The organism is Undibacterium sp. TC9W (assembly GCF_049339865.1).
Lineage (GTDB): Bacteria > Pseudomonadota > Gammaproteobacteria > Burkholderiales > Burkholderiaceae_D > Undibacterium.
On the sequence record NZ_JBMPPJ010000010.1, the window covers coordinates 170,024 to 191,046 of the forward strand.

The 21,023-nt window shown below is 49.3% G+C and carries 18 protein-coding genes; 3 read left to right on the plus strand and 15 right to left on the minus strand.

Features of this window, described 5'->3' with window-relative positions:
• Positions 1-21: 21 nt before the first annotated feature.
• The 3 genes from ACO0LN_RS16245 to ACO0LN_RS16255 all read right to left on the minus strand — a co-directional run bounded on the left by ACO0LN_RS16245 (position 22) and on the right by ACO0LN_RS16255 (position 1,425).
• Positions 22-381: a 5-carboxymethyl-2-hydroxymuconate Delta-isomerase gene (locus ACO0LN_RS16245; RefSeq protein ID WP_422975556.1), complete on the minus strand. Its 360-nt coding sequence runs from the start codon at positions 379-381 to the stop codon at positions 22-24.
• 38 nt (positions 382-419) lie between these two features.
• Complete coding sequence (locus ACO0LN_RS16250; protein WP_422975558.1) at positions 420-905, minus strand: GNAT family N-acetyltransferase; 486 nt, start codon at positions 903-905, stop codon at positions 420-422.
• Between the two features lie 94 nt (positions 906-999).
• The gene (locus ACO0LN_RS16255; RefSeq protein WP_422975560.1) at positions 1,000-1,425 is read right to left on the minus strand and encodes a hypothetical protein; all 426 of its coding nucleotides are present in this window, start codon (positions 1,423-1,425) and stop codon (positions 1,000-1,002) included.
• Between the two features lie 171 nt (positions 1,426-1,596).
• Between ACO0LN_RS16255 and ACO0LN_RS16260 the strand changes: the two genes are divergently transcribed.
• Positions 1,597-2,277, plus strand: a complete 681-nt coding sequence (locus tag ACO0LN_RS16260) for a MarC family protein (RefSeq protein WP_232063727.1) — start codon at positions 1,597-1,599, stop codon at positions 2,275-2,277.
• 77 nt (positions 2,278-2,354) lie between these two features.
• Here ACO0LN_RS16260 and ACO0LN_RS16265 read toward each other — a convergent pair whose 3' ends face one another.
• From ACO0LN_RS16265 to ACO0LN_RS16305, 9 genes are all read right to left on the minus strand, one after another.
• Positions 2,355-2,660, minus strand: coding sequence for a hypothetical protein (locus tag ACO0LN_RS16265; protein ID WP_162040187.1), 306 nt, complete (start codon positions 2,658-2,660; stop codon positions 2,355-2,357).
• Between the two features lie 99 nt (positions 2,661-2,759).
• Positions 2,760-4,301, minus strand: coding sequence for a SpoVR family protein (locus ACO0LN_RS16270; RefSeq protein WP_422975562.1), 1,542 nt, complete (start codon positions 4,299-4,301; stop codon positions 2,760-2,762).
• A gap of 8 nt (positions 4,302-4,309) precedes the next feature.
• On the minus strand, positions 4,310-5,581 hold the full coding sequence (locus tag ACO0LN_RS16275) for a YeaH/YhbH family protein (protein ID WP_422975564.1): 1,272 nt from the start codon (positions 5,579-5,581) through the stop codon (positions 4,310-4,312).
• A gap of 56 nt (positions 5,582-5,637) precedes the next feature.
• Positions 5,638-7,560 (minus strand): PrkA family serine protein kinase, encoded by a 1,923-nt coding sequence (locus tag ACO0LN_RS16280; protein WP_422951789.1) that lies wholly within the window; start codon positions 7,558-7,560, stop codon positions 5,638-5,640.
• A 431-nt stretch (positions 7,561-7,991) separates the two neighbouring features.
• Positions 7,992-10,292 carry a putative bifunctional diguanylate cyclase/phosphodiesterase gene (locus tag ACO0LN_RS16285; protein WP_422975566.1) on the minus strand — a complete coding sequence of 767 codons (2,301 nt, stop codon included), beginning with the start codon at positions 10,290-10,292 and terminating at the stop codon, positions 7,992-7,994.
• A gap of 467 nt (positions 10,293-10,759) precedes the next feature.
• Positions 10,760-11,572: an ABC transporter ATP-binding protein gene (locus tag ACO0LN_RS16290; protein ID WP_422975568.1), complete on the minus strand. Its 813-nt coding sequence runs from the start codon at positions 11,570-11,572 to the stop codon at positions 10,760-10,762.
• Between the two features lie 2 nt (positions 11,573-11,574).
• Complete coding sequence (gene ntrB, locus ACO0LN_RS16295) at positions 11,575-12,474, minus strand: nitrate ABC transporter permease (protein ID WP_422975570.1); 900 nt, start codon at positions 12,472-12,474, stop codon at positions 11,575-11,577.
• Positions 12,475-12,483: 9 nt separating this feature from the next.
• Positions 12,484-13,653, minus strand: a complete 1,170-nt coding sequence (locus ACO0LN_RS16300; protein WP_422975632.1) for a CmpA/NrtA family ABC transporter substrate-binding protein — start codon at positions 13,651-13,653, stop codon at positions 12,484-12,486.
• Between the two features lie 512 nt (positions 13,654-14,165).
• The gene (locus ACO0LN_RS16305) at positions 14,166-14,834 is read right to left on the minus strand and encodes an ANTAR domain-containing response regulator (protein WP_422975634.1); all 669 of its coding nucleotides are present in this window, start codon (positions 14,832-14,834) and stop codon (positions 14,166-14,168) included.
• Between the two features lie 144 nt (positions 14,835-14,978).
• Here ACO0LN_RS16305 and tsaD point away from each other — a divergent pair, with 144 nt between their 5' ends.
• Positions 14,979-16,007 carry a tRNA (adenosine(37)-N6)-threonylcarbamoyltransferase complex transferase subunit TsaD gene (gene tsaD, locus ACO0LN_RS16310; protein WP_422975572.1) on the plus strand — a complete coding sequence of 343 codons (1,029 nt, stop codon included), beginning with the start codon at positions 14,979-14,981 and terminating at the stop codon, positions 16,005-16,007.
• 17 nt (positions 16,008-16,024) lie between these two features.
• Here tsaD and ACO0LN_RS16315 read toward each other — a convergent pair whose 3' ends face one another.
• The 3 genes from ACO0LN_RS16315 to ybaK form a co-directional block, all read right to left on the minus strand.
• Positions 16,025-16,486: a cache domain-containing protein gene (locus tag ACO0LN_RS16315; RefSeq protein WP_422975574.1), complete on the minus strand. Its 462-nt coding sequence runs from the start codon at positions 16,484-16,486 to the stop codon at positions 16,025-16,027.
• Between the two features lie 95 nt (positions 16,487-16,581).
• Positions 16,582-17,235, minus strand: coding sequence for a glycerol-3-phosphate 1-O-acyltransferase PlsY (gene plsY / locus ACO0LN_RS16320; protein WP_422975576.1), 654 nt, complete (start codon positions 17,233-17,235; stop codon positions 16,582-16,584).
• Positions 17,236-17,322: 87 nt separating this feature from the next.
• A complete protein-coding gene (gene ybaK / locus ACO0LN_RS16325) occupies positions 17,323-17,814 on the minus strand; it encodes a Cys-tRNA(Pro) deacylase (protein WP_422975578.1) in 492 nt (163 codons plus the stop codon).
• Positions 17,815-18,390: 576 nt separating this feature from the next.
• On the opposite strand from ybaK, the gene ACO0LN_RS16330 reads away from it, so the two are divergent.
• The gene (locus tag ACO0LN_RS16330) at positions 18,391-20,991 is read left to right on the plus strand and encodes a TonB-dependent receptor plug domain-containing protein (RefSeq protein WP_422975580.1); all 2,601 of its coding nucleotides are present in this window, start codon (positions 18,391-18,393) and stop codon (positions 20,989-20,991) included.
• Positions 20,992-21,023 lie beyond the last annotated feature (32 nt).

Genomic DNA, 21,023 nt, shown 5'->3' on the forward strand with positions numbered 1-21,023 from the left:
GCTATGGCAATGATGGCCTTATCAATTAGTCAAATGCGCCTTTGCATAAGTTTCCTTGTCAATTTCCAGTACCTCAACACAAAGCTGCACATCCAGCCCATGCGGCCAGGCTTGTGCAGCCTGGATGACGGCCAGCACACGCTCTGACAATTCACATTTAACTTCGGTGCTGCGCCCTTTCAATATCGCCAGCTTGGCATGCAAGAAAGCCCGCGCAGCAGGCGCGGTGCCAATGACCACCTCATCAAAGCGGATTGCCCGGCTCTTGATATCGATCTCCTTGAAATGCCCTGTCTCTGCTAATGAAGTATTGATTTGCAACAGTAATTCCCTGGCTTGCAAGGGCAGATTACTGGAATATTCTACGGTCAGATGAGGCATGTTTTCTTTCTGTTGATAGGAGAAAATGTGGCTGAATTTTATAATGTGACCTGCATGAGCAGATAAGAATTCCTGATACCGGTCTGCACAAAACCGCAGGAAACATACATGCCAGCAGCCGGGTTTTGTGGATGTACAGTAAGAGAAACCTGCTCTATGCCACGCAGGCGTGCTGCATCCAATGCTGCCAGCATCATTAATTTGCCATAACCCTTGTGCTGAAATGCGGGCAAAAGTGCGATGCCGAGTTGCGGTGTATGTTCATTGATATATGCCAGCCCCATGCGGTCTGGCACGAGACGCATCCAGCACGCACCTATGGGAATATCTTCGCCCTCAATGTTGGCAATGATGCCGATATCGCTGGCACGCCCCCAGTCTTCTGCATAGATGCGTACATGGGGCAGTTGCAGGGTTTCCAGCGGACGCAAACCCGCAGGCGGCGGGTCCCAAAGGGCAACGTGCAGAAAATTCCAGAGCAAGTCCTGATGTTCAGGAAGTAAGGGGGAAAAGCGGATGCTCACAAGTGCCAAGCCTGAGTGTGGATTGCTTACGGATTGCTATTTTAAGCAAATACCCGGCTTCTTGCACTTAAGTCCATGCCATGTCTGCAAAATTTTATGAACGAGATACGGCAATCCCGGCAGAAGCACTGGCTTTCTTCAATTCTTCTTCAGCGTTACATCCGCCTACCTGCTCAGTATCGAAGATACGCGGTTCCCATTTACTTTCCATCAGGGATATTTTCTTGGCTGTGAGGTAGTAGCGGGTGCATGGCTGCACATCGAGAGCCAGTGTCTTCTGGGTCGGCACACGTGAACTGGAATGGCGAAGCTCCAGCGTCACCAGATGCTTGCCGGGTGTCACCGACACCGGCCCCTGGAAGTAATAAGTCTGATCGACAGCCACAATACGAACCCGGTATTCATGATCAATCAAAGGGCGGTCAGGTTTGCCGCTCAGATAAGAAAGAGGAGCCGTTGTCTCACAGGCCGCAAGCAAAGTCAGGACTGCTACAGCGGCAAATTTACATAAGGAGTTCATCTATTTTCTGCCACGGAATTGCTGTAAATTACAGTGTAAGAACATTGTAGGCCATGCTGCCATCGCCAGCCATGAACAAAAAGTATCAATTTGTACTTCAAAGCCTGGTCTGACAGTCGCGGTAGCCGGATTTCTGATGCATAATCACTAGCCCAATGACTAGGAGTATTCATGAGCATCACGATGATCATATTTTTCAAGGCCCTGATCGTAGTACCGATCACCTTGCTGCCCATCCTGAACCCCATTGCCATTGCCCCTATCTTCTTGTCCATGACAGGACCGATCGAGCCGCCACTGGCTAACCGGCTGGCAAAACGCATAGCCCTGAATTGTTTTTTCCTGCTCATGGGCGCTATCTTCATAGGCTCTTACGTACTGGATTTTTTTGGCATCTCCCTGCCCATCGTCCGGGTCGCCGGTGGCATCGTGGTTGCCATGGCTGGCTGGAAACTGCTGAACGATCAGGGCCAGGATAATTTGCGTAACTCTGTCGCCGCATCCCATGGTGGCAGCTGGACCCGTGAAGAATTGCGCCGCCGCAGTTTTTATCCTTTCAGCTTCCCCTTGACCGTGGGGCCAGGCACCATCGCCGCTTCAGTCACGCTGGGTACGCAGATGCCGCATAAGCCTGTGGATTGGATCATTACCGGCATCGCCTCACTGATAGGCGTCTTGCTGACCAGTCTGGTCATTTACCTGTGTTATCGCTTTGCCCGCAATATGGAGAGAATACTCGGCGATGTCGGCGCTATCGTATTGCTGCGCCTGTCTGCGTTTATTTTGCTCTGTATAGGCATAGAAATTGGCTGGGCTGGTATTTCTGATTTACTGGGAGATTTGAAGCACTGAGCAGTAACAGAGCACATGACAGGCATCAAGCCAGTCATGTGCTATTGACTTTCCTTTGAACAGTGGGCGGGACTTACTTATTCCGCGTTGGAGACCGGCTCGTTGAGCATCAGGGCATGCTCGACTATCTCGGTTTCGTCACCAATACGGCTATTCCAGGCGCGTACAAAATAATTCTTTTCGGCCTGTGTAGGCGCATCGTACCAGATCACCATCAGCGTGCCTTTGTGATCATGTATCTTGGCCAGCTTGGTAATACACACGGTATTGCCATCAATATCTGCCAGCCCCATCGCATAACCATAGACACGGCTCAGGCGCTCTATACGGTCTGGTTCGGTTTCGCTATTGGTGGCAGAAATTTTTGGGTGGTCCAGATACATGGCGCGTCTCCGTCTTCTGATAATCGTTTTTCATTCTAACTGATAGACAGCACTGTCGCTACCGGGATTTAAGCGCATCGCCCTGCCAGCCTGAAAAACTCAGGGCTTGTTGCGTTTTTCCCATTTGCACTCCTGCCTTGCCAGGACTTTGGACTCAGGATCAACCGTTTCCAGATACACATCAAAACCCCACAATCTGGCCACGTGCTTGAGCATTTCGCCTGTTTGCGGGCTCAGTGGGCGGCGCAGGTATTGGGTATGGCGCAGGGTCAGGGCCCGGTCTCCCTGCATATCGACAGACCAGACCTGGATATTGGGTTCACGGTTGCCGAGATTATATTGCCCAGCCAGTTGCTCGCGCAGATAACGGTAACCATGCTCATCATGAATGGCAGAAATCAGCAATTTATCCTTGCTGTCATCATCAAGAATGGAAAAGAAATGAAAGTCACGCATCAGCTTCGGTGACAGGAACTGGGCAATAAAGCTTTCATCCTTGAAATTGCGCATCGCAAACTGCAAAGTCTTTTGCCAGTCAGAACCGGCAAAGTCTGGGAACCATTCCCGGTCTTCCGCGGTTGGGTCTTCACAGATGCGGCGTATATCGCGCATCATGGCAAAGCCCAGTGCATACGGATTGATGCCGTTAAAGTAGCGGCTGCCTACCGGCGGCTGATAAACCACATTGGTATGACTCTGCAAGAACTCCATCATGAAGCCGTCACCAACGACGCCTTCTTCATACAGTTGTTGCAGTATGGTGTAATGCCAGAAGGTGGCCCAGCCCTCATTCATGACCTGGGTCTGACGCTGCGGATAAAAATATTGCGACACCTTGCGTATGATGCGCACAATCTCACGTTGCCAGGGTTCCAGCAGCGGAGAATATTTTTCTATGAAATACAAGAGATTTTCTTGCGGCTCGACCGGAAAACGCTGCTTGACCATACTCTCAGGTGCTTCATTGCGCCGTGGTATGGTGCGCCACAAATCATTGACCTGAGACTGCATGTACTTCTCACGCTCTTCCTGACGTTCCCGCTCTTCAGCCAGGGAAATACGGGCCGGGCGTTTATAACGATCTACGCCATAATTCTGCAAGGCATGGCAGGAATCGATGATGAGTTCCACCGCTTCCATACCATAACGCTGTTCGCAGTCGGCAACGTAATTCTTGGCGAACAGCATGTAATCAATAATGGCCTCGGCATCCGTCCAGGTACGGAACAGGTAATTCCCTTTAAAAAAGGAATTATGTCCGTAAGCTGCATGCGCGATGACCAATGCCTGCATGGTCAGGCTATTCTCTTCCATGAGGTAGGAAATGCAGGGATTGGAATTGATGACTATCTCATAGGCCAAGCCCATTTGCCCACGCTTGTAACTTTTTTCTGTCGATAAGAAATGCTTGCCGAAAGACCAATGGTTATAGGATACCGGCATGCCGACTGAGGCATAGGCATCCATCATCTGTTCAGCGGTAATGATTTCCAGCTGATTGGGATAGGTATCAAGGCCAAATTGCCCTGCTACGCGGCGTATTTCTTCGTGCGCCTGCTCTATCAGTTCGAAAGTCCATTCTGATTGTTCGGGCAAGGCGCGGGCATGTTTTTTCCTGGGGCTGACATGGTCGTTTTCCATGGATTACCTCATTTCGGCTGCTTCTTGAACAGTTCCCGAAAAACCGGATAAATATCCGCCGGCGTTTCTATTTTTTGCATCGCAAAGTGCGCACTTTGCTCGGCCACTTTTTCATATTCCAGCCACAGGTTTTGCGGCTGACCATCGGTAATTTCTACATAAGCATAATATTGCACCAGAGGCATGATGCTATTGAGGAGCAATTGCTTGCAAGTGGCGGAATCATTGTCCCAGTTATCACCATCCGAGGCCTGGGCCACATATACATTCCAGTCCGATGCGGCATAACGTTCACGCACAATTTGCGAGAGCAGGTTCAGAGCTGAAGAAACGATGGTGCCACCCGATTCACGCGAATGGAAAAAAGCATCTTCATCTACTTCCAGCGCTGTCGTGTGATGACGTATAAAGACAACTTCTATTTTTTCATAGGCGCGTGTCAGGAACAGGTAGAGCAAGATGAAGAAGCGTTTTGCCGTATCTTTTTTTTGCTCATCCATGGAACCGGACACATCCAGCAGGCAAAACATCACACACTGGCTGGCGGGCTTAGGCACCTTGACGCGGTTGCTGTAACGCAGATCAAATGGATCAAGAAAAGGGATGGCCAGCAGACGCATGCGCAGATGATGTATTTCCTCTTTCAGCGCAACGAAGTGAGGCTCTTTGGGATCTACACCTACTTCCAGCAAGACTGTCATTTCTTGTTCAGCATCTTTGAGCCTGCGGGCAGACTTGCCACCCATCGCTATACGCCGGCCCATAGCACCGCGCAAGGAGCGCAGCACATGCAGGCTGGACGCCGTACCCGAGGTTTTGTAACCTGCACGCTGGCTCTTGAAATCGGTCGTTGAAGTGAGCTGGGTCTTGACCATGTTGGGCAATTCCAGATCTTCGAAAAAGTAATTCATGAATTCTTCGCGTGACAATTGAAAAACAAAATCGTCTTCGCTGGGGTCTTCACTATTGCCGCCCTGCCCTTTGCCAGAGCCACCACTACCGCCTTTGGGCCTGGCTACCTGGTCACCGCGCTGATATTGCTCATTACCTGGCTGCACACCTTCCCAGACACCGCCATGGGCATGACCAAAAGTCGGTTCACTGACATCCTTGACGGGGATGGAAATGCGCTCACCACTTTCTATATCAGTGATAGAACGACCTTTAACTGCTCTGGCAACAGCATCCTTGATCTGTCCCTTATAGCGACGTAAAAAGCGTTCGCGATTCGGGGCAGACTTGTTTTTTCCCTGGACACGCCGGTCAATCAGATGAACCAAAATGCTCTCCCGTTTGCCCTGAAATTTCCTGTTTCACTCTTCTATTCATGCTGCGATCAAGAAGATTTCCTTACCCGCAGATACCATTCGCATAACAGGCGCACCTGCTTGGCGGTGTAGCCTTTGGCGACCATGCGTTCAACAAATTCCTGGTGCTTGTTCGAATCGTCGGCACTGGCTTTGGCATTGAAGGAAATGACAGGCAATAATTCTTCTGTATTCGAGAACATTTTTTTCTCGATGACCGTACGCAGTTTTTCATAACTGGTCCAGGCAGGATTTTTACCTGCATTCTGTGCCCTCGCCCTCAGCACGAAATTAACGATTTCGTTGCGGAAGTCTTTTGGGTTGGAAATACCTGCCGGTTTTTCTATTTTCTCCAGTTCATTGTTCAGGGCATCGCGGTCAAAACTCTCGCCGGTATCGGGATCGCGGAATTCCTGATCCTGTATCCAGAAATCGGCGAAGGTCACATAGCGGTCAAAGATGTTCTGGCCATATTCGGAATAGCTTTCCAGATAGGCCGTCTGGATTTCCTTGCCTATGAATTCAGCATAGCGTTGCGCCAGATATTCCTTGATGTACGACACATATTTTTGCTCAATCTCCGGCGCAAATTGCTCGCGTTCTATTTGCTGCTCCAGCACATATAGCAGATGAACGGGGTTGGCCGCCACTTCGGTATTATCGAAGTTAAACACCTTGGACAGAATCTTGAAGGCGAAGCGTGTAGAAAGACCATTCATGCCCTCATCGACACCGGCATAATCAGCATATTCCTGACGTGACTTGGCCTTGGGATCAGTATCCTTGAGGTTCTCGCCATCATAGACTTGCATCTTGCTGAAGATACTGGAATTTTCTGGTTCCTTCAGACGTGACAGCACGGCAAATTGCGCCATCATTTTCAAGGTACCGGGCGCACATGGTGCGGCTGCCAATGAGGAAGTACGTACCAGTTTGTCGTAGATTTTAATTTCATCATTGACACGCAGGCAATACGGTACTTTGACGATATAAATACGGTCGAGGAAGGCTTCATTATTCTTATTGTTCTTGAAGGTTTTCCATTCTGACTCATTTGAGTGAGCCAGTATGATGCCTTCAAACGGTATCGCGCCAAAACCCTCTGTACCTTTGAAATTGCCTTCCTGCGTGGCAGTCAACAACGGATGCAAGACCTTGATAGGCGCCTTGAACATTTCCACGAATTCCATCAAGCCCTGATTCGCCAGGCACAGGCCACCTGAGTAGCTGTAGGCATCAGGATCATCCTGCGCATATTCTTCGAGCTTGCGGATATCGACCTTGCCCACGAGGGAAGAAATATCCTGATTATTTTCGTCACCTGGCTCAGTTTTGGAAACTGCAATCTGCTTCAATACCGAGGGGTAGCGTTTAACCACACGGAACTGGTTGATATCGCCATTGAACTCATGCAAGCGCTTGACCGCCCATGGGCTGGGTATATTTTTCAGGTAACGGCGTGGGATACCAAAATCTTCTTCGAGCAAAATCCCGTCTTCATCTTCGTTGAACAAACCGAGAGGCGATTCATTGACGGGTGAACCCTTGATGCAGTAAAAGGGTATCTTCTCCATCAGCGATTTCAGCCTTTCGGCGATGGATGATTTACCGCCACCGACAGGACCCAGCAGATACAGGATTTGCTTGCGCTCTTCCAGACCTTGTGCGGCATGGCGGAAGTAGGAAACGACTTGTTCTATGACTTCTTCCATGCCGTAAAATTCACGGAAGGCAGGATAGATCTTGATGACTTTATTTGAGAAGATGCGTGAAAGCCGCGAGTCATGCCGGGTATCAACCAGCTCAGGCTCACCGATGGCAGCCAACATGCGCTCCGAAGCGCTAGCATATACCAGCCTGTCCTTCTTACAAAGATCCAGGTATTCCTGCATGGAATACTCTTCTTCACGAGTACGTTCGTACCGCGCGGTGTAGTTGTCAAAGATATTCATCCCGACCTCCATGGATAAGCAGAAAACTTGCAAATACCGAACCGGGCTAGTGACAATTCAAATCAAACTGATCACATCAAATTAATTGCCAGCCAGCACACTACAACTTTAGTGTAGTTGAAATTATCAAAACGTGCAGACGAAATTGTTACTCTGTGCAAAATGTTGGAAATAAGCAAAACGAATTCAGTTACGCTAATTTTGTTAAATGAATTAAGTAAAGCGAATTAGGTTAAACGAATTAAGTTAAACCTGCGCTTGAACATGATCACACACAAAGCATCAATCTACACTATCCAACGCAATTGCGTGGATGACGTTGACAGCGAATGTTAATTTATGTGATGAACAATTCCGCAGATGCACAAATTTTTCTGCGCATTCCATCGCAAATCATTGATGCATATGCGAGAAATATGACATGAAGAATATCAGGCAAGTTTGAATTTATAAGATGGCGCAGCTTCTTTGGCTGGCATTTCAGTGAGCAGCAACTCCAGTGCCGAGACTTCGAGTGGCCTGTAATAATAATATCCCTGGAAGTAATCGCAGCCTATCTCTTTGAGGAATCGTTCCTGCTCTTCGTTTTCGACACCCTCGGCCACCGTGTGACAAGACAGGATATTGGCCAACGAGATAATCGCCTTGATGATCATTTCGCTCTTCTTGTTATTGCCTATCTGGGCAACAAAGGAACGGTCAATCTTGACGCTCTGTGCCGGGAAATGGCTGAGCTTGGACAGCGATGAATAACCGGTACCAAAGTCATCAATCGCGATATTGAAACCACGCGCCTTGAGTTCATCAAGATGGTGTATGGTCAGGGCCTCATTCGCGATCAAGCCGGTCTCGGTAATTTCAAATTCGATATACGAAGGAGCAATATCATAACGGTTGCAACAATTGTCTATCAGTTGCAGCAAGTCATTGCGGGCGATATCTGTGGCTGACAAATTCAGCGCAATCACGGGGCAATCAGCAAAGCGGTTTAGCCAGTCCCTGACCTGGCAACACACCTGGTTCATGACATAGTTGCTGATCAGGCGTATCAGGCCTGCGCGCTCGGCAATCGGAATAAATTCTGCCGGTGCGACATTGCCCAGGCTGGGTGATTCCCAGCGCAGCAAGGCTTCCAGGCCTGCGATCTTGCCATGCTTATCGACCTTGGGTTGATATACCAGACGGAATTCATCTTGCTTGAGACCATTGACGATACCGACTTCAATCTCGACACTGCGACGTATTTGCAGGGCATCTTCTTCATCGAACAAGGTGACACTCTGGTCACTGGAGCGGCGGGCGGTATCAAGCGCCACTTCGCTACGGCGTATCAGGTCATCTGGATCAACATCTTCTGACCTCACCAGGGCGATACCGGCCGAGAACTGTATCAACAAATTCTCACCATTGATTTCCAGCTCTTTGGGTAAATTATTCCTGACTTTCTCTACCAGTTTGATAATTTCACCTGGGGTACGCGAATTCTCGACGACAAATGAAAACACGATGCTGCGCAGGCGTGCGCAAAAACAATTTTTGGGCAAGGCCCGTGACAATTCTTCAGCAAAACGGCGCAGCAGGATATCGCCAGTATGAGCACCAAACTGCTGATTGGCATGACGTATGCTGTTCAGCCGGAAAGACACCAGGGCAGTGACTTTGGTCTCATCATTATTGGCAAACACGCCTTGTAGTTGGCTGCGCAACATGTCACGGTTGGGGAGATTGGTCAGGGCATCATGACGGCTCAGGTAATCTTCACGTTGCAAGCTCAGTTGCAGCGCATGGTGCATGGAATGCAGGCCAGAAACATCGCGCAAGGCAACGATGTAGTGATCGGTAGAAGTCTGAGAAATATTTTCCAGTGCAACCAGCTTGCCATCACGCGTGCGGTAAGCCGACATGCGCATGTTTTCTGATTCTTCGGCGTTCGGGCTTTTCAAGCGCACACTGTTATCCAGCGACAACCAGCCAAACAAGGCGCGGTCGCCATCATCATCTGCCTCTCGTCCAAGCAAATTATTGGCTAGCTGATTCGCCTGCAGGATTTGCCCACTCGCATCAGTTAGCAACAAAGCTGTGCCGGCGTTCTGGAATACTTCTTCATATTGCGCATGGCTTACTTCCAGCGCTGCACTGGCCTGGCGATAGCGCAATGCTGATACGTCGAGTTCGTGCAAAACCCTGAACACAGCCAGCGGTACGCAGGTATTAAAGAACAGGAATAACAGAGACTGTATATAGGTATTACTGGCAGGCAGGGTCACATCAAAACCTGGCACATTGAACAGGGGACGGTTCAGCAACAGTAAAAGAAAAGGCAATACATTGAATGCCATGAGACCCAAGGCGAGCCGGGTACCAAAGAACAGCCTGGCAATAATCGGGGTGGTATAGATGAAGATATAGCCAAACTTGGCTATTTCGAACTGATCGACGAGACAAACAATGGCGAATGCAGACGCGTATACCGTGCCTATCAGTATAGCGGCACCAGCGCGCAGATGACGGGATGAATAGTACAGCCCCAATGCCAGCACAGCATAGAAAAAGCCAACTACCCACAACACCCGATAAGCACCAACTGCGATTGCGTCCAGGGAACTGTGAATCGCTACTGCCGCCTCCAGCACAAAGCCAGACATCAAAATGATACGTAGTGCACTTAATTTCCATGCAGCGTGCTCGGCAGGCGTTAATGCACTTTCATTAAGAAAAAGCCAGCGAAACATGTCATGCAATCAATATAAAAAGCCAGAACCTGTTGCGCATTCATGGAAAAAATACCTGCATTCTTGCGGCAAAACAATTATTTGCCCTGAGGTATCCCTGACCACATTCACATCAACAAATCCCTATGAATCTGTAAAAAAATGTTTCCAAAACAATTAGGCATTCTCTCATAGATTTAATTGATTTCCGCACATATTGTCACAATTAGCCGCATTAAAAATGAAAACTATTTTTCATTTGGTGAATTGAACGGATACTTATATTTCATATTGCGGTTCTTTTGAGGACAAAACATTCCAAACATTGCATTTAGATAATTAATTGCATGGGCTACAAATAAAATGCAGAAACGCCATTTCATTGCCAGAAAATAATGAAATGGCGGCGGCGACGGAGTTTCTGCATGCGGGTGGTTTTAAAGAAACTAAAAACCACCGCTCCCAGCAAATACTGCATTCAGGCAAGTTCAGGCAGCATCATGCACAGGATGTGATTGGCGGTGATACAAAAACTCCAGTACTTCAGTGCGGTAAGCTGCATATTGTGGGTTTTGCGCGAGTGCCACGCGGTCACGTGGCCTGTCCAGATCGACTTTCAAGATTTCACCTATAGTCGCTGCCGGGCCATTGGTCAGCATGACGATGCGGTCTGACAATAACACCGCCTCATCCACATCATGCGTCACCATAACCACGGTGGATTGCGTCTTGGCGACGATCTTCAGCAATTCATCTTGCAGATGAGCCCGCGTGAGGGCATCAAGCGCACCGAAGGGCTCATCCATGAGCAAGACTTTTGGTTCTATCGCCAGCGCGCGGGCTATACCTACACGCTGCTTCATGCCACCGGAAATTTCATTCGGACGTTTTTTCTCGGCATGCGTGAGACCCACCAGTGACAGCGCTTGCATGGTGCGCTTTTGCAACTTGGTCCCATTCTCGGTTGCGCCAAATACCCGCTCCACCGCCAGAAAGACATTTTCATAGCAGGTCAGCCAGGGCAACAAGGAATGATTCTGGAATACCACGCCGCGTTCTGGTGATGGGCCAGAAATTTCCCTGTGCGCGCACAGCAAGGTACCGGCACTGGCATTCGTCAAGCCAGCAATCAAATTCAACAGCGTCGATTTGCCGCAGCCGGAGTGACCGATCAGGGTGATGAACTCGCCCTTTTTGACATTCAGATTGATATCGCGCAATGCATGAAAACTGCCCTTCCTGGTATTGAAGACCATCTCTACCTGATTGATCTCTATGTACTTGTTGTCGATTTCATTCATGATCATGTCCCCACATCTTCATAAGTAAAGGCGCGTGCGATTGCCACCAGGATTTGTTCGAGTATCAGCCCCACCATGCCGATGACGACGATAGCGATGATGATGTGTGGTACGTTCAGATTATTCCATTCGTCCCATACCCAGAAGCCTATGCCTATCCCACCGGTCAGCATTTCTGCCGCAACGATGACCAGCCAGGCCGTGCCTATCGCCAGCCTAACGCCGGTCAGCATATAGGGCAGAACCGAAGGCAGGAGAATGCGGGTGATGATTTTCCATTCAGACAAATTGAGTACGCGGGCGACATTCATATAATCTTGCGGCACACGCTGTACACCGATTGCAGTATTGATGATCATGGGCCAGATTGAACAAATAAAAATAGACCAGATCGCCGCCGGATGAGCCGACTTGAATACCAGCAAACCTATAGGCAGCCAGGCCAGCGGCGAGACCGGCTTCAACAGACTGATGATGGGATTAAACATGCCGGACAAAAACTTGAAACGACCTATCAAAAACCCCAACGGTATGCCTACCGCTGCAGCCAAGCCAAAGCCAACTGCAACCCGTTTGAGCGAAGCAAAAATATTCCAGCCTATACCCTGGTCATTTGGCCCTTTTTGATAAAAGGGATCAGAGAATACCTTGATGGCTTCCTGCAAAGTCACCCATGGTGACGGAAAAGTCGTGTTCTTGATTGCAATGATTTCCCAGATCAAGATCAGCATGCCAACACCAAATAATGGTGGCAACACACTCAGAAAAAATGGCCGGAAAGAACGTGGTTTTTTTTCTGTTTTGGTTTTGATCTCCTTTGCCACGTTAACTTCCGTGACTGTAGTTGCTGCGCTGCTGGTATCACCTGCGGCAGACATTGCACCATGTACCAAGGTATTCATGACGACTCCTCAAGCCTTGATTTTGAAAGAAGCTGCGTAGGCAGCCGGGTTCTTGCCATCCCAGACTGTACCGTCCATGAACTTGCTGCTGCGCATGGGGTCTTTTGGTACGGATACCTTAGCCATGGTCGCGGCGTCCTTGTAGATGTCGATGCGGTTAACCGCTTTTGCCACTGCTAGGTAATCCGGGTCAGCTTTCAGCATACCCCAGCGTTTGTGCTGAGTCAGGAACCACATGCCGTCTGACAGGTAAGGGAAATTCACTGCACCATCATTAAAGAATTTCATGTAGTTGGGATCATCCCAGGTCTTGCCCAGGCCATTTTGATAGCGCCCCAAAATACGCTGATTGATGACATCAACCGAGGTATTGACATAGGACTTATCGGCAATGGTTTCTGCCATCTTGGTCTTATTGGACAGGGACGCATCTATCCAGCGGCTGGCATCAAGGATCGCAGCTACCATGGCACGTGCCGTGTTTGGATATTTCTGTACGAATTCAGAAGTGGTACCCAAAACTTTTTCTGGATGATCTTTCCAGATGTCCTGTGTCGTTACTGCCGTAATGCCTATGCCGTCTGCAATTGCCCTGTGGTTCCAGGGTTCACCTACACAATAACCATCCATATTACCAACCCGCATATTTGCCACCATTTGTGGTGGTGGTACGGTAATGACCTTGGCATCTTTCATGGGGTTGATACCGTGGGCAGCCAGCCAGTAATACAACCACATTGCATGGGTACCGGTAGGAAAAGTCTGGGCAAAAGTGTATTCGCGCTTGTCGGTTTGCATGAGCTTGGCCAAACCTGCGCCATCTACAGCGCCCTTCTCTGCCAGCTTCTTCGACAAGGTAATCGCCTGCCCGTTATTGTTCAACGTCATCAGCACGGCCATGTCTTTTTTATTGCCGCCTACCCCAAGCTGTACGCCGTAGATCAAACCATATAAAACATGGGCAGCATCGAGTTCACCATTGACGAGTTTGTCACGCACGCTGGCCCAGGAAGATTCTTTGCTCGGGATAATCTTGATACCGTATTTTTTATCAAAACCCAGCACTGATGCCATCACGACGGAAGCACAATCGGTCAGAGGAATAAAGCCTATGTGCACCTCTTCTTTTTCTGGTTTGTCTGATCCCGCTGCCCATACCCCACCTGTACTCAAGCCCATGATGCCTGCCCCGCTTGCCAGTGCAGCAGTTTGCAAGAAACTGCGACGATTGAAATTAGGTTCATTTTCTTCCTGGGTCTTGATGAGGTTGTTAGAAGATTCCTGATTTGACATGTCTGCACTCCAGCTAAATTAATTTCTATTAGGACTTACGCAAAACCGCCCTAGCTGCGTTGTTAGCTCCTAGCCGTACTAAAGTACTGTCTTCGTCGCTACGCCTTGCCAGGACAATTTTGCGTAAGTCCCGTCGATAATAAAAAAGGTGTCGTCCCACCACGGATAAACCGTATGGAAAGACACCTTTGTCTTGTGAGGTGACCGCCGTTAGTCAGACTCACATTTTTTCTTAAGCACCAGCTTTGGCACTTTCTTTAACCATAGCAATTGCCGTGCCAGCTCAAATTAAAGGCCTTGGCTCCTCATGCCAATACTATGAAGCGAAATCCTCTTAAAAATACCAGTTGCTGCGCACTCAAATGACGCAACGCACCATTTGCATGCACAAGCTTGGCTCAGCCACCGAGCAAATCCGCCACATCCAGCATGCGCTGCGCCAGATCGACCAGCTTCAGGTTCTTTTCCATGGCTTGCTTACGCATTTTTTGATAGGCCTCGTTTTCTGAGAGATGATGGCGTTCCATCAGCAAACCCTTGGCACGTTCTATGGTTTTGCGCTCTTGCAGCTTGGCCTTGGTATCGGATAATTCGCTACGCAGCTTTTGATCTGCATTGAAGCGCGCCATGGCGACATCGAGCACAGGCTTGATGCGCTCAGACTGCAAACCGGCAACCACATAGGCCGAGACGCCAGCTTCCATGGCCGCGGCCATATTGGATTGATTGCCATCTTCAGTGAACAAAACGATGGGACGCGGCGCATCGCGAGTCAGCATGACCATATGTTCCAGCACATCACGCGAATCAGACTCGGCATCAATAATGATCATCTCGGGCTGCAACTGGGCGATGCGCTCGCTCATATAGATATCGCCAGGGATAACGGCGATGATGTTATAACCCGCTTGCAGCAAGCCTATGCGCAAGGCGCGTGAGCGGGCCAGCTGTGCCTGGGCATGCTCCTGCAATTCGTCTTCGCGCTGAATGACCGTGTTCACCACCACAATCCGCAGACTGGGTGATACTGGTGTTGTCGCTTCGTCAGTATTTGCTTTGCCGCGCATTGATGGCCTATGCCAGATATAATTACGTTTACCAGCAATAGCAAGAATCACACCAATCCCTGCACTGGAATACAGGCGGCCAATCACTTGCATTCTTGCCATGCCTATGTCATTCGCTTGCTTTTCCCTTAATTAGAAACAGATATGATAGTTCTCGGCGTTGAATCCTCCTGTGACGAAACCGGTCTGGCCCTGTATGACACAGAGCGCGGCCTGCTTGCCCATGCACTGCATTCGCAAATCGCCATGCACCAGGAATATGGTGGTGTCGTGCCCGAACTGGCTTCGCGCGACCATATACGCCGCGCCCTGCCCCTGCTGACCGAAGTGTTGACTAAGTCTGGCACAGAAAAACAGGCCATAGATGCGATTGCCTATACCCAGGGACCTGGTCTGGCGGGTGCCTTGCTGGTTGGTGCCTCGGTTGCCTGTGGCCTGGGCATGGCACTGGATAAGCCCGTGCTCGGTGTCCATCACCTGGAAGGCCATTTGCTGTCTCCCCTGCTGGCCAGCAAGCCACCGGAGTTCCCATTTATCGCCCTGCTGGTCTCCGGTGGGCATACCCAGTTGATGCGGGTGGATGGCGTCGGTCGTTACCAGCTATTGGGAGAAACCCTGGACGATGCTGCGGGTGAAGCCTTTGACAAGTCAGCCAAATTGCTGGGTCTGTCTTATCCCGGTGGACCGGCTATCTCGCGCATGGCAGAGTTTGGTGACCCGACTGCCTACCAGTTCCCGCGTCCCATGCTGCATTCCAAGGACTTGAACTTCAGTTTCTCTGGTTTGAAGACAGCGGTACTGACGGTTGTTAAAAACCACCCGGCAAACATCTGTGAGCAAGACAAGGCAAATATTGCGCGTGGCTTTGTTGATGCTATCGTCGCCGTGCTGACCGCCAAGTGCGTCACCGCGATGAAAGAAAGTGGACTGAAGCGTCTGGTGATCGCTGGTGGCGTTGGTGCCAACCAGCAGTTGCGCGCATCCCTGAATGCGGCAGCGGCAAAGAAGCGCTTCCAGGTATATTACCCTGAGCTGGAATTTTGTACCGACAATGGCGCAATGATCGCCTTTGCCGGCGCCATGCGCCTCAAAAACAATCCTGGCCTGGCGACCAGGGATTACGGTTTTAATGTGAAGCCGCGCTGGCCTTTACAGGAATTGATTGCCGCCTGATTTTATCCACGGCAGGGCTATTTATAGATGCCACAGCCGACGATCACATTCTCGAATTTTTCCACATACATGGACTTGGGTTCGATCTGCTTGGTCGTGGGATTAATGAATTTATAATCCTGCCAGGCCTTACCCTTGGCTTTGACCAGTTCTATACGCTCGCGTATAAAAAATTTGCCATCGATATCGGTGAGGTCAAACATTTCCTTGCCTACCATCTTGGGATTCAGGTGAGCGAGATTTTTGCCACTCATGTCATAGACAACGACATATAAGTCACGGTCCTGGTACTGACCATCGCGCTTGTTAATCTCGGCTACAGTCGCCTCGACACCATGCTTTTTCATCGCATCGATGGCTTTTTGCACCATGGCCTTGGCCTCATTGGCGCTGCCATGCTCTGCTGCCTGGGCCGGAAAACTCATCAAGCCCAGAGTGAACAAGCCTGCCATCCAAAGTTTCACAAATCGCGTCAGCATATGCAACCCCTCATTTATGAATAAAAAAGCACGGCGCTTTTTAAGCATAAATGAGGGGTAGCGAATAATCTAGATTTATTTACAATATTTAAGACTTATTTTTTCTTGTCCTGCTTTTTATCTTCTTTCTTGTCGTCTTTCACTGTCGTCTTCTTGCTACCCAGACGGCTTTCCTTGCCTGCAATCAGGTTCGCGATATTCTGACTATGGCGATACACCAGCAAGGCGCTCATGATGGCAATTGCCAGCATTTTGACATCCGGGCCAAACAGCAGGCCATAATAAAAAGGCGCAAATATCGCTGCGACCAAGGCAGCCAGCGAAGAATAACGAAAAGCAAACGCCACCATCAGCCAGCTCGCCAGCGTTGCCACACCCAGCCAGATATCGATGCCGATCAATATACCGGCTGCCGTCGCCACGCCTTTGCCGCCAACGAACTTGAAAAATACTGGCCACAAATGACCGATGAACACTGCTAGAGCAACGATGGCAACGCCGGTGTCACCAAGATCAAACTGATCCTGGTAGTGAATTGCCAGCCATACCGCCAACCAGCCCTTGAAAGCATCGCCTAATAATGTCAACACCGCTGCAGCCTTGTTCCCACTACGCAGTACATTAGTCGCGCCCGGGTTTTTTGAACCATAAGTGCGCGGATCGGCCAGACCAAACAGCTTGCTGACCACCACTGCAAACGACAGTGAACCGATCAGGTAAGCGGCAACTGCCGCCAGTATTGTATTCATCTTATTCCTTCATTTCTTTAAGCTTCGCAAGTATAAGCCAGGCTAGTAGCAGAATGAGCCAGCCTCGCAAAATTCTTGAAACCGGATTCATTCGTCGATGGCACAATCGACTGGCCGTGCCTGCAACAGACTTTCCAGCAAGCCGGGAGCTATACCTATCAGATAGCCGCGCTGGCCACCATTGATATAAATCTTTGGCAGCGCCAGTATGCTGCGCTCCACATAAACGGGCATGGCCTTTTTAGTGCCAAAGGGGGACGTGCCACCAACCAGATAACCAGAATGTTTTTGCGCATTTTCAGGCTTGCAGGGTTCGACTGACTTGCAGCCTATCTGCCGAGCCAGGTTTTTGGTAGAAACCTTTTTGTCCCCATGCATGAGCACGATCATGGGCTTGGCAGCTTCATCCTGCATGACCAGGGTTTTCACAACGTGGTGCTCATCCACACCGAGTTCACGGGCGGACACTGAAGTGCCGCCATGTTCTTCATACGCATACGGGTGCTCGGTAAATTCCACCTTGTGCTTGCGCAGCAACTGAGTTGCCTGGGTTACTGATACATGTTCTTTTTTGGCCAAATTACACTCTCAAAAAACTGGATTTGTAAAAAACAGGCACAGATTATATCGCCTCAGGATGTCTGGCTGGGACGCAAGTGCGTGTTCAACATCATTTAATTTGGGCTCCTGGCAAGAATGAACTTGCAAATCCAGGTATCGATTACGTCGAATGCAAACATTAAAAACGCTCCTGAACACACTTCAGGCAAGCGAGAAACATATTTAAACTACAAAAATTCAATTTCATCAAGATACAAGATGACAAATAAAAAAAGCACAAAATAATGTCAGGAAAATATGGAAATTTTCGAATTCTCAAGCCTCAAATAATGATTTACAAAATTTCATATTTATTAAATGCATAATATTTATTTCCGTAGTTTGCAAGCAACAATTATTAACAATCCTGTTACATCCCATTACATAATACCGCGCAAGCCAGATGGTCACTCTGGCTTTGCCTGCATGGCTAAAAAAATATAACAGGCCATGCAGTTAGCTCTATCGGCGCTGACCAAACCGACCATACAACAGCAAAACGGTTTGATTGCCGCCGATAAAATTAATAACAACTTAAGGTGGAAGTGAAAATATATGTACCTGAAAGAAAAAAAAGCTTCTCAATTGGTGCGTACTGCCCTGTGCCTGATGGCCGGCTCTATGCTCACCATGAACGGTTACGCGCAAGCCGTTACAGAGGAACCTGCAAAACTGCAAAAAATTGAAATTACCGGTTCAAACATTAAACGTGTGCAGACCGAAGGTGCCTCACCGGTACAGATCATTACCAGGGCAGAGCTGGAAAAAACAGGTGCCACCAGTTTGTCATCCGTTATTCAAAATCTTTCTTCAAACAATGCCGGTGCCCTGACCGGTGTTGAATACAACGGTTTCTCTCCAGGCGCAACGACTGCATCACTGCGTGGTCTGGGTAGCGGCGCCACTCTGGTACTGGTCAATGGCCGCCGTATTGCACAATATGGTATTACCGGCTTCCAGTCACAGTTTGCCAATCTTGACGCGATACCTGTGGGTGCCGTTGATCATATCGACGTCTTGCTCGATGGCGCATCCGCAATCTATGGTTCGGAAGCGATCGCAGGCGTAATCAATATCTGGCTGAGAAAAGACTACACTGGCAGCGAAGTCAAAGTCAGTGGCGGCACAACCTCTCACGGCAAGGCAAAATCCAAAGACTTCAATCTCTCCTATGGCATGGGCGATATTGCAGCAGACAAGTTTAATCTGATGGGCTTTTTTGAGCATCACGACTCTGATGCCCTATCCATGCGCGACATCAATGCCTATAACAGCCAGGATTACCGTGGCTTTGGCATTACCAAAGGCGATCGCCGCACAGCTTACTCAGTACCCGGTAATGTCCTGATCAATAACGTCATTACTGCCCTGCCAGGATGCCCTACTGCTAACCTGGCACCAAACGGCCGCTGCCTGCTGGATCGTTTTGACTGGACTGATGCGGTTCCTAAACGCTCCAACGACTCCTTCTTCGCCCGTGGCGAATATCAATTCAGCGCGAATCACAGCTTCTTCATCGAAGCTGGAGTCACACAAATCAAAACCAATTTGCGTTTTGATCCGCAGTTTTATGCGAACGATGATACTGGTACTTTCACGGTAGCTGGCGGCAAGAATTACCTGGTGCGTACTGGCGACCTGGGTGCCCGCACTATCGATGTCAAGGATACTGAAACACGTGTCATCGGCGGTTTCAAAGGCGCATTGGGGGGGTGGGAATACGACACTTCCGTCGGCTATCTACAAAGTAAAGTCAACGTAGATCAACGCGGATTCATCATCACCGATCAGATGGAAGCCGCACTGGCAAATGGCACTTATGTGCCTGGCGCCGCCAACAATGCAGCCGACGTGCGTGCCAGAATCTCCCCTATGTTAAGACGCCAGGGCGAGAATAAAACCTGGTTTGCTGATCTGAAAGTCAGTAATTCTGAATTGTTTGAATTGCCAGGTGGCTTTGCCGGTGGTGCTGCCGGTATTGAATACCGCCGCGAATCCACCAGTGACGTCGATGACCAGTACTTCCTGGATCAACGCGTTTATTCCATCGGTGGTTTGCCAAAGTTGCCATTCTCCAGCCGTAATGTCGCATCTGCGTATGGCGAACTGAACCTGCCTGTATTGAAATCCCTGGAATTATCTACTGCGGTGCGTGCAGATAATTACAGTGTTGGTGGCAACTCCCTGACACCGAAGATAGGTGCAAAATGGAGTGTGCTTCCAACTGTAGTGTTGCGCGGCACGATTGCAAAAGGCTTCCGTGCGCCTAACTTCCGTGAAATTTCTCCATCTGTCTCCGTTGGTTTCTACAACGGTCAGCAAGATCCGGTACTGTGCCAGACTGGTGAAGAACCAGACTGCAATATCTCGCTGAAGGCAAACATTTCTGGTAATGCCAACCTCAAGCCAGAAAAATCCACCAGCAACACCATCGGTATCGTTTGGGAACCTGTCAAGGACTATAGCGTCACCCTAGACTATTACAAGATAGAACGTCGTGATGAAATCAGCTCTCTGGACATCACCTATTTGCTGTCGAACCAGAAAGACCCTAACTTCGCGAAATACATTACCCGCGATAAAGGTGGTCATATCACTGAAGTAAGCCTGCCATACATCAATATCGGCAAGACCCAGGTCAGCGGCTTTGATCTGGACTTCAAGGGCAAACAGAATCTGGGCGAATACGGCAAATTGAACTTCCGTTCAAAAATGTCCTTGACCAGGGAATATCTGACAACGCCATTCCCGGATAGCGAAACTGTCGACTACAACAAGACTTATAGCCAACCTGAATTCCGTGGCTCCCTCGCAGTTGGCTGGGAAAAAGGACCATGGTCACATGAAGCGTCTGGTAACTATATCTCTGGTTATGACTATGTTGGTACACCGGCAGACAGCTGCAAGATCGACATCATCTATGGCGCTCCTGCTTCCTACTGCCGCGTAGCTTCCACAACAACCTGGAACTGGTTTACAGGTTACAAGGGCTTCAAAAACATGGAACTGGCATTGAACATCTCCAACCTGTTCGATACCAAGCCACCATTTGATGCCCGTAGCGCGCTGAATAATGGTTCATTCCCATACAACTCAGGTTATAACAGTCCATTTGGCCGTCGTTTCCAATTCTCTGTTAAGTACGCGTTCAAATAATCAAAGCGATTATTGAAAAAACACGCAGCATT